At 66.2% G+C, this 12,726-nt stretch carries 14 protein-coding genes; 6 read left to right on the plus strand and 8 right to left on the minus strand.

The features are described from left to right. Window positions 1-49 precede the first annotated feature (49 nt). From purH to BM244_RS07135, 3 genes are all read left to right on the plus strand, one after another. The gene (gene purH / locus BM244_RS07125; protein ID WP_093398300.1) at window positions 50-1,612 is read left to right on the plus strand and encodes a bifunctional phosphoribosylaminoimidazolecarboxamide formyltransferase/IMP cyclohydrolase; all 1,563 of its coding nucleotides are present in this window, start codon (window positions 50-52) and stop codon (window positions 1,610-1,612) included. A gap of 277 nt (window positions 1,613-1,889) precedes the next feature. Beyond that, a complete protein-coding gene (locus BM244_RS07130; protein ID WP_056053652.1) occupies window positions 1,890-2,228 on the plus strand; it encodes a P-II family nitrogen regulator in 339 nt (112 codons plus the stop codon). A gap of 11 nt (window positions 2,229-2,239) precedes the next feature. After that, entirely contained in the window at window positions 2,240-3,589 is a 1,350-nt protein-coding gene (locus BM244_RS07135; RefSeq protein ID WP_093398301.1) for an ammonium transporter, read from the plus strand. A 723-nt stretch (window positions 3,590-4,312) separates the two neighbouring features. On the opposite strand, the gene BM244_RS23030 is transcribed toward BM244_RS07135, so the two are convergent. Genes BM244_RS23030 through BM244_RS07155 form a run of 4 tightly spaced genes read right to left on the minus strand, consistent with a single transcriptional unit; the run spans window position 4,313 to window position 7,139 of the window. Then, on the minus strand, window positions 4,313-4,711 hold the full coding sequence (locus BM244_RS23030; RefSeq protein WP_093398302.1) for a hypothetical protein: 399 nt from the start codon (window positions 4,709-4,711) through the stop codon (window positions 4,313-4,315). Then, a complete protein-coding gene (locus BM244_RS07145; RefSeq protein WP_093398303.1) occupies window positions 4,708-5,136 on the minus strand; it encodes a protein tyrosine phosphatase family protein in 429 nt (142 codons plus the stop codon). The genes BM244_RS23030 and BM244_RS07145 overlap by 4 nt, the downstream gene beginning before the upstream one ends. Beyond that, the gene (recQ, locus tag BM244_RS07150; RefSeq protein ID WP_093398304.1) at window positions 5,133-6,902 is read right to left on the minus strand and encodes a DNA helicase RecQ; all 1,770 of its coding nucleotides are present in this window, start codon (window positions 6,900-6,902) and stop codon (window positions 5,133-5,135) included. Before recQ ends, BM244_RS07145 begins: the two co-directional genes overlap by 4 nt. A gap of 21 nt (window positions 6,903-6,923) precedes the next feature. Next, a complete protein-coding gene (locus BM244_RS07155) occupies window positions 6,924-7,139 on the minus strand; it encodes a hypothetical protein (protein WP_175518120.1) in 216 nt (71 codons plus the stop codon). A 40-nt stretch (window positions 7,140-7,179) separates the two neighbouring features. Between BM244_RS07155 and BM244_RS07160 the strand changes: the two genes are divergently transcribed. After that, window positions 7,180-7,404, plus strand: coding sequence for a hypothetical protein (locus BM244_RS07160; RefSeq protein WP_093398306.1), 225 nt, complete (start codon window positions 7,180-7,182; stop codon window positions 7,402-7,404). Window positions 7,405-7,903: 499 nt separating this feature from the next. Here BM244_RS07160 and BM244_RS07165 read toward each other — a convergent pair whose 3' ends face one another. Then, entirely contained in the window at window positions 7,904-9,733 is a 1,830-nt protein-coding gene (locus BM244_RS07165; RefSeq protein WP_093398307.1) for an ABCB family ABC transporter ATP-binding protein/permease, read from the minus strand. Window positions 9,734-9,854: 121 nt separating this feature from the next. Here BM244_RS07165 and BM244_RS07170 point away from each other — a divergent pair, with 121 nt between their 5' ends. Next, window positions 9,855-10,085 (plus strand): hypothetical protein, encoded by a 231-nt coding sequence (locus BM244_RS07170; protein ID WP_093398308.1) that lies wholly within the window; start codon window positions 9,855-9,857, stop codon window positions 10,083-10,085. Window positions 10,086-10,115: 30 nt separating this feature from the next. Here the strand turns inward: BM244_RS07170 and BM244_RS07175 are convergent, their stop codons facing one another. Continuing rightward, a complete protein-coding gene (locus tag BM244_RS07175) occupies window positions 10,116-10,559 on the minus strand; it encodes a hypothetical protein (RefSeq protein ID WP_093398309.1) in 444 nt (147 codons plus the stop codon). A 96-nt stretch (window positions 10,560-10,655) separates the two neighbouring features. Further along, window positions 10,656-10,847: a hypothetical protein gene (locus BM244_RS07180; RefSeq protein ID WP_093398310.1), complete on the minus strand. Its 192-nt coding sequence runs from the start codon at window positions 10,845-10,847 to the stop codon at window positions 10,656-10,658. 273 nt (window positions 10,848-11,120) lie between these two features. Between BM244_RS07180 and BM244_RS07185 the strand changes: the two genes are divergently transcribed. Beyond that, on the plus strand, window positions 11,121-11,837 hold the full coding sequence (locus tag BM244_RS07185; RefSeq protein WP_093398311.1) for a prolyl hydroxylase family protein: 717 nt from the start codon (window positions 11,121-11,123) through the stop codon (window positions 11,835-11,837). Between the two features lie 145 nt (window positions 11,838-11,982). Here the strand turns inward: BM244_RS07185 and BM244_RS07190 are convergent, their stop codons facing one another. Next, window positions 11,983-12,726, minus strand: a complete 744-nt coding sequence (locus BM244_RS07190) for a L,D-transpeptidase (protein WP_254784334.1) — start codon at window positions 12,724-12,726, stop codon at window positions 11,983-11,985.

A 12,726-nucleotide genomic window follows, 5' to 3' on the forward strand; every position in this document is an offset into this window, starting at 1 on the left:
CAACGCTAAGGCACCGCCGCACGGTGCCCCCGGAACACGAAAGACTCCCATGACCAGCATCCCGATCAAGCGCGCGCTCCTGTCCGTTTCCGACAAGACCGGGATCGTCGATCTCGGCAAGGCGCTGGCCGCAAACGGCGTAGAACTCGTCTCCACCGGCGGCACCGCCACCGCCCTCCGCGCCGCCGGCCTCGAAGTCCGCGACGTCAGCGAACTCACCGGCTTCCCCGAAATGATGGACGGCCGCGTCAAGACGCTCCACCCGATGGTCCACGGCGGCCTGCTCGCAGTCCGCGACGACGCCGGCCACGCCGCCTCGATGGCCGAGCACAAGATCGGCGCGATCGATCTCGTCATCGTCAACCTCTACCCTTTCGAGGCCACCGTCGCGAAGGGCGCCGACCGCGACACCATCATCGAGAACATCGACATCGGCGGCCCCAGCATGGTGCGCTCGGCGGCCAAGAACCACGCCTATGTCGCGATCGTGACCGATCCCGCCGACTATGCGCTCGTCTCCGGCGGCACCACCACGCTCGACGACCGCAAGAAACTCGCCGCCAAGGCCTTCGCCACCACCGCCGCCTATGACTCGGCGATCGCCACCTGGTTCGGCACGGTAGATCAGGCCGAGGAATTCCCCGCCACGCTGCCGATCACACTCAAGCGCGGCGACACGCTTCGCTACGGCGAGAACCCGCACCAGTCCGCCGCCTTCTACACGGCAACGGGCGATGTTCGCGGCATCGGCCAGGCCCGCCAGCTTCAGGGCAAGGCGCTCAGCTACAACAACCTCAACGACGCCGACGCCGCGCTCGAACTGATCGCAGAATTCCGCGACGCCGCCCCCTCGGTCGTGATCGTCAAGCACGCCAACCCCTGCGGTGTCGCCACCGGCGCCACGCTCGCCGAAGCCTATGCCGCGGCGTTCGCCTGCGACACGGTGTCGGCGTTCGGCGGCATCATCGCCGTAAACCGCACGCTCGACGCCGAGACCGCACGCCAGATAACCGGCATCTTCACCGAAGTCGTCGTCGCCCCCGACGCCGACGAAGAGGCGATCGCGCTGTTCGCCGCCAAGAAAAACCTCCGCCTGCTCCTCACCGGCGACCTCCCCGATCCTGCCCGCCTCGGCTTGACGGCGAAGTCGATCGCCGGCGGCTGGCTCGTCCAGGGCCGCGACAACGGCACGCCGGGCGAGTTGAAAGTCGTCACCAAGCGCCAGCCGACCGAGCAGGAACTCCTCGATTGCCGCTTCGCCTGGACCGTCGCCAAGCACACCAAGTCCAACGCGATCGTCTACGCCAAGGACGGCAGCACCGCGGGCATCGGCGCCGGCCAGATGAACCGCCTCGAATCCGCGCGCATCGCCGCATGGAAGGCGAAGGACGCGGCAGAGAAGGCCGGCTGGTCGACCCCGCGCACGATCGGCTCGGCAGTCGCGTCGGATGCGTTCTTCCCGTTCGCCGACGGTCTGCTGGCAGCGGTGGAAGCCGGTGCGACGGCGGTGATCCAGCCCGGCGGCTCGATCCGCGACGCCGACGTCATCGCGGCAGCGGACGAAGCCGGCCTCGCGATGATCTTCACCGGCATGCGCCACTTCCGCCACTGAGTTCGACCCTCACCACTACCGTCATCCCCGCGAAAGCGGGGACCCATATTGGCGAACCTCCGCGATTATCTCCAAAGACAGCCAATATGGGTTCCCGCCCCCCGCGGGAATGACGAAGGTGTAGCGGTTGCCCATAAAACAGGCACCCGCACCGCACTGCACAAGTTTTAACCCCAAAACCTTCGCTATCCGCTCTCCGAGCACACCTCACCCCTCCGCACCGCAACTGGCACGCACATTGCGAGGCTCCCCTCATACAACTGGGGAAGGGGGCGCGATGAAACTCGTCATTGCCATCATCAAGCCGTTCAAGCTCGACGAGGTGCGCGAAGCGCTCACCACGATCGGTGTGGCGGGCATGACGGTCACCGAGGTCAAGGGGTTCGGCCGTCAGAAGGGCCAGACCGAGATCTATCGGGGGGCCGAGTACAGCACCAACATGGTGCCGAAGATCAAGATCGAGGTGGTCTGCGCCGCCAGCCTGTCCGACCGCGTGGTCGAGGCGATCCAGGCATCGGCGAACACCGGCGCGATCGGCGACGGCAAGATCTTCGTGCTCGACGTCGGCCAGGCAGTGCGGATCCGCACCGGCGAAACTGACGATTCAGCGCTCTGAGGGGGGACGAGATGAAGCATGATTTGAAGAAGGTCGCCGTCGCGGCTCTAGGGTTCGGCGCGACGATGATCGCCGCCGCACCCGCCTGGGCACAGGCCGCAGCCGCACCGGTGGTCGCGCCCGTCGTTGCTACCGTGAACAAGGGCGACACCGCCTGGATGATGACGTCGACGCTGCTGGTGTTGATGATGATCGTCCCTGGCCTCGCGCTGTTCTACGGCGGTCTCACCCGCGCCAAGAACATGCTGTCGACGATGACCCAGATCGGCGCAGTCGCGTGTCTCGCGATGCTGTTGTGGGTCATGTACGGTTACACGATGGCGTTCGGCGACGGCGGCGGCGAGTATATCTCGGGCTTCGGCAAGGCGCTGCTCCGCGGCATCACGCCCGACTCGACCGCGGCCACCTTCACCGCCGGCGTCGCGATCCCCGAATATGTCTTCATCTGCTTCCAGATGACGTTCGCCGCGATCACCGTCGCGCTCGTGCTCGGCTCGGTCGTCGAGCGGATGAAGTTCTCGGCCGTGATGGTCTTCGCCGCGGTCTGGCTGACGATCGTGTATTTCCCGGTCGCGCACATGGTGTGGGCATCGGGCGGCAAGTTCTTCAAGATGGGTGCGCTCGATTTCGCCGGCGGCACCGTGGTCCACATCAACGCCGGTGTCTCGGCGCTGGTGGCCGCGTTGATCCTCGGCAAGCGACTCGGTTACCCCACCGATCGCATGGCGCCGCACTCGCTGACGATGACGGGAATCGGCACCGGGCTGCTCTGGGTCGGCTGGTTCGGCTTCAACGCCGGCTCGGCACTCGAGGCGAACGGCTCGGCCGGGCTCGCGATGATCAACACCTTCGTCGCCACTGCCTCGGCGGGCCTCGCCTGGATGCTGGTCGAGCGCGTCAACGGGCACAAGGGGTCGGCTTTGGGCTTCTGCTCGGGCATCATCGCCGGCCTCGTCGCGGTCACGCCTGCGGCGGGCAACTCGGGCCCGTTCGGCGCGATCATCCTTGGCGCGGTCGCCTCGGTGGTCTGCTATTACGCGGTGACCTTCCTCAAGCCGAAGCTCGGCTATGACGATGCGCTCGACGCGTTCGGCATCCACGGCATCGGCGGCATGATCGGCGCGATCGGCACCGGCATCGTCTACGCCCCGGCGTTCGGCGGCCCCGGCAAGCCCGATTTCGACATGGGCCACCAGCTCTTCGTCCAGGTCGCTGCTGTTGCAACCACGATCGTCTGGGCGGCTGTCGGCACCGTCATCGCGATCTTCATCGCCAAGGCGCTGACCGGCTTGCGGGTCTCCGAGGAAGTCGAGCGCGAAGGCCTCGATCTCGGCGAGCACGGCGAACGCGCCTACGATTGACCAGTTCGGTAGCGGGCCGCACGAGCCCGCACCCACGACGTTCCTCCTGCGGACAACCTTGGCTCGGTGTGGCAACACACCGGGCCATTTTTTATGTCGATCGAAGTGGTACTTCGATCGAGTTCAAGGAGAGGTGAGCACACCTCCTCTGTTCTCCCGCTAAGGCGGGAGCCCAGAGCCAAGCAAAGCGACGACGGTTAAATCCCCCTCCCGCTTGCGGGAGGGGTTAGGGGAGGGGCCGACGTACGTACCGGCGTCCGGCCCATGAGGCTAACCCCTCCCCCGACCCCTCCCGCAAGCGGAAGGGGAGCAGAAGAGTGTCACTCCCGACTCTGTTCGCCCCTAATGTCCTAAGCGCCAGCACCACCCCGGCGAAGGCCGGGGCCCAATTGGGGGACGTCGATGACGACGGGCGGTCCCTTGTTACCTCAACCTCGCCAATTAAACCCCGGCCTCGGCCGGCGCGGAATGTCCACTGAGCGATTGTCATCCGGGAAAAATCGCTTTCACCCCAACCCGTTCGTGCCGAGTAGCGACCGAGTAGCTCCGTCAGGAGCGTATCGAGGGCGCGTATCGAAGCACAGGTCCCATGCACCAACCCATCCTTCCATACGCCGCTTCGACAAGCTCAGCAGCTACTCGGGACGAACGGGGGGGCGCGGGGTGATGGAGAGGCCGCGTAGTGGGAAGCTAAAGCCGCGACGGCGACCGAAACACCCGCGCCTAAACCCGCACGCTCTTCGGCGCCAACCGCCGGATATCCAGCACGTCGACCTGCGCCAACATCACCGCCCCCAGCGCCTTATCCCCGGTCTCCACCAGGATCCCCTCCTGCGTAGCCCGCACCGTCCGCCAGGATACCTCGCGCACAGCCAGCCGCTTCCCGATCCGCTTCACCGCAGCAACGCGCCCGTCATCCGCAATCGCCAGCGCACCTTGACCATCCGCACCCACGACAGCACCCGCCACCGCAAACCCGCGAAGCTGCGCCTGTGCCGCATCCGCCGCCTCTTCCGGAGTCTCGATCTTCACGACCCGCCGCATCCGCACGACGACCCACACGACCCCGCCGAGCAGCAGCACAACGACGGCCACGATGCCGCCGACGATCGCAGGTGTCATCGCGGCCCTGCGAGCGCGTCCAGCATCGGTCGGATACCACGCAGGTCGTACCCGGCGTCCTCGGCCTGCGCGAGCAGCAGGTTGGGATTCCGCCCCGCCTTCGCCGCCGCCAGCGCCCACAAATTGCAGCTCCGTGTCCCCGACCGGCAATACGCCAGCACAGGCCCGTCCGAATCCGTCAACGCTTGCGTCATCGCGTCGATCTGCGGATGCGAGAACCCCGCATGCGTCACCGGGATCGCGACGTACTTCAGCCCAGCCGCTTCCGCCGCCGCGCGGATCGCGTCACCCGAAGGCTGCCCCGCATCCTCGTCGTCCGGCCGATTGTTGACGATGGTCTTGAACCCAGCCGCAGCGATCTCCGCGACCTGCTCGACCGCGATCTGCGGCGCGACCGAAATACTTTCGTTTATATGCCGTATCATGCGGACTCGCGGATCACCTGGAGGAAGGCATCCCCATAGGCGTCGAGTTTCCGCGCGCCAATGCCTGATAATAGGCTAAGCTCGGCCCGTGACGATGGTCGCTGCCGCGCAATGTCACGCAACACCGAGTCGTGGAAGATCACATACGGCGGAACGCCCGCGTCCTTCGCCAGATCGCGCCGCCGCACGCGCAACGCCTCGAACAGCGGATCGTCGACCGGGTTCGGCGTGGCGCCCACCGCGCCCTTGCGCCGCCGCTCGCGCTTCGGCGGCACGACGATCGACACCGCCGCCTCGCCCTTCAGGATAGCCTTCGCCGCCGGCCCGAACTCCAGCCCCCCATGCGGATTGGTGCGCAGCGCATCCTTCAGCATCAGCGCGCGCGATACAGGCTTCAGCAACGCCACCTCGTCGCCATCGACGATCCCGTACACCGACAGCGCCTCATGCCCGTTCATCAGGCTCCGCTCCGACGACACCCCCGTCAGGATGCCCTCGATATACCCGACCCCGAACATCTGCCCGGTGCGGAACACCGCCGACAGGAATTTCCGCGCCGTCTCGGTCGCATCCACCGCATCGACGTTACCGAGGCAATTGTCGCAATTCCCGCAATCCTCGAGCCGCTCCTCGCCGAAATGCTTGAGCAGGATCCGCCGCCGACATCCGGCCGTCTCGACCAGACCGCCCATCGCGGTCAGCCGCTGCCGCTCACCCGCCTGCCGCTCGGGCTCGACCTCGCCGATCCGCTGCCGGGCACGCGCGAAATCCTCCGCACCCCAGAACAGATGCGCGATCGCCGGGTCGCCATCACGTCCCGCGCGCCCGGTTTCCTGATAGTAAGCCTCGATCGATTTCGGCAGCCCGGCATGCGCGACGAACCGCACATCGGGCTTGTCGATCCCCATCCCGAACGCGACCGTGGCGCAGATCACCATATCCTCGCTCGCAACGAAATCCGCCTGGTTCTTCGCGCGCACCTGCGGATCGAGCCCGGCATGATACGCCCGCGTCGGCCGCCCGCTCCGCCCCAGCGCCTCCGCCAGCTTCTCGGTCGCCGCGCGGGTCTGCGCGTACACAATGCCCGGCCCCGGGATCTTCTCGAGGATGTCGGCGATCTGTCGGTTGACGTTGTCGCGCCCCGAAATCGCATAGCGGATGTTCGGCCGATCGAACCCCGACACGATCAGCCCCTCCTGCGAGATCCCCAGCTGCTCCAGGATATCCGCGCGCGTATGCGCGTCGGCGGTCGCGGTCAGCGCGAGGCGCGGCACATCCGGAAAACTGTCGAGCAGAGGCCGCAGCAACCGGTAGTCCGGCCGGAAATCATGCCCCCACTCGCTGACGCAATGCGCCTCGTCGATCGCAAAGAGCGACAGCTTGGCCTGGCTCAGCAGGTTGCGAAAACTCTCGTTCGAAGCCCGCTCCGGCGCGACGTACAGCAGGTCCAGATCGCCCGCCCGAAACCGAGCGATAGTCTCCTCGCGATTGGTATCGACCGACGTCAACGTCGCCGCCTTGATCCCAACGGCAGTCGCCGCCCGCAACTGGTCATGCATAAGCGCGATCAGCGGCGAGACGACCACGCACGTCCCCTCCAGCATCGTCGCCGGCAACTGATAGCACAGCGACTTCCCCGCACCCGTCGGCATGACCGCCAGCGTCCGCTGCCCCGCGAGCACCCGATCGACGACATCGCGCTGCACCCCGCGGAAATCGGGAAAACCAAAGATGCGCTGAAGATCGGGAAGGGGGTCGAGTGCCATCGCCCCGGACCTAGGGTCCGTTCACCGCCGCCGCAATGCATGATCCGCGATCGGTCCGATCGCCACGCTTCTCGCCCCGGCGATTGCCGCACTGATCCGCGATTTCGTCAACGAGCGGCTGTCGTCCGCGCTGAAGGCGTCGAGCCCGGTCGAGGACCTGCCGCCGGGGGCGTCCGACGACCCCTCCGACGGCGATGGCATCGTCACCACGCAGGAGGAGATTTCCGGCTTCCACATCATCCAGGCGATCGCCTCGCGCCTGGTCGACCCGAAGCGCGTGATCGTGCGCGACGCGAAGTCCTATTGCGCCATCCTGCTCGACGACAACAATCGCAAGACGGTCGCGCGGATGCACTTCAACGGCATCACCACCAAGTATCTCGGGATGTTCGCGGGCAAGGACGAAACGCGACATTTGCTGTCGGATTTGACGCACATCTACCAATATTCGGCAGCGATCAAGGCACGGTTGCGGGAACTGGATCCGGCGATCCCAGCGTAGCGAGCGCCCCTAGTCCCCGCTCTCTTCTGTTCCCCCGCGAAAGCGGGGGAACAGGACCCAGCAGCGGCATTGCCCGTGATTCCTGGCGGCCCGCGTTCGCGAGGGAATAGAAGGGGCGGCGTACGATACGCTGCTCGTCTTTAACGCTCCACCCGGCACCCAAACCACCCACCCCGGCGGAGGCCGGGGCCCAAGTGGAAAGGCGGCAATGACGACGCGCTGTCATCCGTTAGTAACGTCCCCCAATTGGGCCCCGGCCTCCGCCGGGGTGGTGTTTTGGGTGGACTCACACTCTTCACTTCCGTGTTTCCCCGCGAAGGCGGGGACCCAGACTGGGCTCCCGCCTTCGCGGGAGAACAAGGAGGGGTAAGCTACCGGTGAAACGCGGCCGCCCCAGTATTTACGGGGGTATTTACGGGGGTATTTATGCGCCAAAGACCGCAAGTATCTGACGTTACGAAGGGCGTGGCGAGCATTCCTCACGACTACCCCGACGCCGTTACTCCGCCGCCAGCGCCCCATCGTCATCCCCAGCCCGCTCCTGCGCCTGCCGGTTCCACATCTCCGCATACACGCCGCCCTGCCGCAGCAAGTCCGCATGCGTACCCTTCTCGACGATCTGCCCCGCCTCCAGCACGACGATCTGGTCCGCGTGCACCACGGTGGACAGTCGATGCGCGATCACGATCGTCGTGCGCCCGCGCTCGATCGCCTCGAGCGTATCAAGGATCTCAGCCTCGGTCCGGCTATCCAGCGCCGAAGTCGCCTCGTCCAAAATCAAGATCGGCGGGTTCTTCAGCAGCGTCCTCGCAATCGCCACGCGCTGTTTCTCGCCGCCCGACAGCTTCAGCCCGCGCTCGCCGACCCGCGTCTCATACCCAAGCGGCTGCCGCTCGATGAACCCGGCAATCGCCGCGCCCTTGGCGGCAACCTCGACCTCAGGCATCTCGGCCCCCTCGCGGCCATAGGCGATATTGTACCCGATCGTGTCGTTGAACAGCACCGTATCCTGCGGCACGATCCCGATCGCGGCGCGCAAAGACGCCTGCCGCACCTCCGAAATATCCTGCCCGTCCACGGTAATCCGCCCGCCCGTCAGGTCATAAAACCGGTACAGCAACCGCGCGAGCGTCGACTTGCCCGCCCCCGACGGCCCCACGACGGCCAACGTCGATCCCGCCGGCACGTCCAGCTCGAGATCGCGCAGGATTGGCCGCCCGGCATCATACCCGAACGACACCCCCTCGAACCGGACATGCCCCGCGCTCACCGCCAGCGGAGGCGCACCCGGCGCATCCACCACGGTCGCGGGCGTATCGATCAGGTCGAACATCGCCGCCATGTCGAGCGCACCCTGCCGGATCGTGCGATACACCATCCCCAACAGGTCGAGCGGCCGGAACAGCTGCGCCAGCAGCGTCGACACGAACACCACGTCGCCCGCCGACGCCTCGCCGCGGCTCCATCGCCACACGACGAAACCCATGCCGCCCGCCAGCATCACATTGGTGATCAGCGCCTGGCCGAGGTTGAGCCACGCGAGCGAGTTCTCGCTCTTCACCGCCGCCTCGGAATACGCCGTGATCGCGCTATCGTAGCGCCGCGCCTCGCGCTCCTCCGCGCCGAAATACTTCACCGTCTCGAAGTTCAGCAGCGAATCCACCGCATGCGCGACCGCGCCGGTATCGAGGTCGTTCATCCGCGCGCGCAAGGCATTGCGCCAGTCGGTCACCATCCGCGTGAAGAGGATATAGCCGACCACCATCACCACGGTCGCGACGACCAGCGGCCAGCCGAACTTGGTCCAGAACAGCCCGAGCACCAGCACGAGCTCGAACACGGTGGGCGCGATGTTGAACAGCAGGAAATACAGCATCGTATCGATGCTCTTGGTCCCCCGCTCGACCACCTTGGTGACCGCGCCCGTGCGGCGCGACAGATGGAAATCGAGGCTCAGCGCATGCAGATGGCGAAACACCTGCGCCGCCAGCCGCCGCGACGCATCCTGCCCGACGCGCTCGAACACCGCATTGCGCAGATTGTCGAACAGCGTCGTCCCGAACCGCGACGCCGCGTATCCGACTACCAGCAGCACGACCAAAGTCAGCGCGGTGCGGTCGTTCCCCGCCATCCGGTCGACCGCGTATTTCAGCGTGAACGCCGCGCCGAAAACCTGGATCAGCTTCGACGCGATCACGAGCAGCATCGCGACGACGATCCGCGCCTTGAGCTTCGGCTGCCCCGCCGGCCACAGGAATGGCAGGAAGCGGCGGAGCGTCGGCAGCAGGGGCTGGTCCGCGCGGGTGGAGGTGTACGTATCAGGGGGCATGGATCGATGCGATGTAGGCGCGGTCAAGTCCCGGCGAAAGCAGTTGGGGGAACATTCCTGCCACTTCGTCGCTTTTATCGACACGTCGCGCCGCAACGGTGTGCCGCAACCGGAGAGTGAAATGGAACCGCTGTTCTACGTCATGGCCATCATGGGTTGCGGCGACGGCAATGTGAATTGCACCGAGGCTCGCGTCATTCCCGCACGCTACGAAACTATGGCGCAGTGCCGCGCGGCGCTGCCCGACCAGCTGGCACAGAACACCGACGTCCCCTATCCGATGATCGGCGCGAACTGTCGTGCGCAGGGACAGCAGATGGCCAAGGCCGGCAAGTCCCGGCCACAGGGCTGAGGGCTGCCGACAGCGACGGCGCTCACCGCGTCACGCTGCGAAACATTGCTCCATCTTCGCCATCCGTACTCGCCCGTCGTCGTGTGTCGCATCGCCCGGAAAATCGCGCATCGACGCGCCAAGCCTGCCCAGTTCGTCGCGCGTCAGCCAGCCCTGTAGCTTGCCCTGCCCGACGGCCCAGCAATCCGCAGCGGCTTCGCCTGGACCAAAGATCTGGTGAGCGCATTCGTGCGTGTACCAGAAAAGTTGCTGTGCGCGCGGCAGGTCGAGCACGCGGGGGTGCAGGATGATGCGGCCTTTATACGCGGCGGCGATGTCGTCGATCGGCTTGATCATCGTATCCACCGGCCCGCAAGTCGCGCGGTAACCGGCCAGCAAGAGCGCGCCCGGCAGGATGAGACGCTGGGCAGCGGCGGGCTGGGGAACCAGCGCGAGCAGTGACGCAGCAGCGCCGGCGAGAATGTTTTTGAACATGACTATCCTGGCCCCGCGAGGCGCGAGGACGAGCAAGAGCAGAAGTGGAAAGCATCGGTCGGTGCGCCTGACGGTCAGGGCGCGACCCGCGAGCGCCTACCGATAGCGCTCGGTCTGCCGGTCCTTGATCCGCTGCGAGACACGCTGGTCCTGCGCTTCTGCGGTGATCGCCGTTGCCATCGCGCAGGTGGCGCCACGCTGGAACGCGGCGGTCGAGCGCGGTCTGTCCGCCAAGGGTGCGCGCACGCCGGACCGCAGTCCCGCGCCCACGAGATGTCTCGGGTTCATGGTAAGTCTCCGCCGATGTCGTTCAATCGCGTCACCCAGGGCTCACGCCGGCAGCGGAGCGGGGGATGTTCCCGAACTCTTCGGTAGGTGCGACTTATGCGCATCCATGAGGGCTGCGGTTCGCGATGTAGTCGCGCAACCGGCCTAACCTATGTTGGTCGTACAAGATAAACGTCAGATATCGCAGAAGGATGCGCGTTGTAAGAATCTTAATCTGCATTATAATTTAATGCAGTAATCTACATCGTGATTCTCGTGAGCAGTGCGGACTTTATGGCGAATCTTGATGTCCCGGGCACCGTTTCGGGCGCTTCATCGAACGATCGTCGCGACGGCCACATCGAGGCGCTAGGCAGGGCGGATGCGGCGGCACGGGTCCGCGATCGGCTCCTGTGCTATCCCGGTGCGGTCCGGATGCCGGCGAATGGCATGGAACTCTACATCGTCCGCGATTTCCTGACGCTCGACGAGTGTGCTGCGTTGATCGCGCTCATCGAGGCCAATCGCGTGCCGTCGCCGGTCGTGGGCGATGCCCCGGTGTCGTCGCATCGCACCAGCGAGACATGTTATCTCTATCCTGGCCCGGCGCCGGTCACCGCGGTCGAGACCAAGCTCGACCTGCTGACCGGGCTGGAGCCGCGCTACGGCGAGGCGCTGCAGGGGCAACGCTATGCGGTGGGGCAGGAGTTCAAGCCGCATCACGACTTCTTCGATACCGGGCAGCCCTATTGGCTGGACCAGATGGCGATGGGTGGCCAGCGGACCTGGTCGGCGATGACCTTCCTCAACGAACCCGAGGCCGGCGGCCGGACGAATTACCCGACCGCAGGCGTGATGATCGCGCCGAAAGCAGGCAATCTGGTGGTCTGGAACAACATGGACGAATATGGCGCGCCGAATCCGGTGTCGCTCCACCAGGGCATGCCCGTCGAGCAGGGCGTGAAATACGTCCTGACGAAATGGTATCGCGAACGGCCCTGGTGCCAGTGACGCAAAGTCTGAGCCTCCCCCGCCAGGGGGAGGTGGCGGGCACTTGCCGGACGGAGGGGGAGGTAAGGGCAACATCGGTTGCGCGTTCCGCCCCCTCCGTCACCTTCGGTGCCACCTCCCCCTGGCGGGGGAGGATCAGCCTGGGTCAGCCGGTGACTTTGGTCGGGATCGCGAACACGCTCCGCAGCGGCTTGGTCTCGGGCAGGATGTAGACGATCCCGACGGTCCCGGTGAACAGCGGCTTCACCACGCCGTCGTAGAATCCGGGGGGCACGTTCACGCAGCCGTACGAGATCCGGTTGTCGCTCGGTGTCGGCGACGCGAGCCGTCCGGCGCGGTCGTCCACGCGGCGACCCTTGATCACGCGGTGCAGCGACAACGCCGCGTCATAGTCGATCCACAGGATATCCTGCTCGAAATCGCGGCCCAGCGACGCCTCGAAACGTCCCGCCGGCGTGGTGCGCTCGGCCGGGGTGATCGTCGCGAGCTTGCGCTGGCCGATGCCCGGCACGGTGGCATCCCCGCGCGCCATCCCGAGCAATGCCGGTGCCCGCCCGCGCAGATTGCCGCGGCCGTCGAACGCGAGCACGACCGCGTTCACCTTGTCGATCACGACGAACGGCAACGCGTGGTTGTCATGCGAGGCCGACACCCAGTGGACCGTGTCGCGCACGTCGTCGGACGTCGCGCCGTCGCCGAACCGGCCGGCATCGTCCGGCGCTACGGCGGCAGCGATCGACACCGGCGCGGGCGCCGCTGCCCCAACTGGTGCTGCCCCAACCGGCGCCGCGCCAACTGGTGCCGCAATGCCGGGCACCGCGATGCCGTTCGCCACGATCACCCAGGCGAGCACCGCCTGCCAGCGCGCAAACCGGCGGGGCCGCGCCAA

Origin of the sequence: Sphingomonas sp. OK281, from assembly GCF_900115295.1 — a bacterium.
Taxonomy (GTDB): domain Bacteria; phylum Pseudomonadota; class Alphaproteobacteria; order Sphingomonadales; family Sphingomonadaceae; genus Sphingomonas.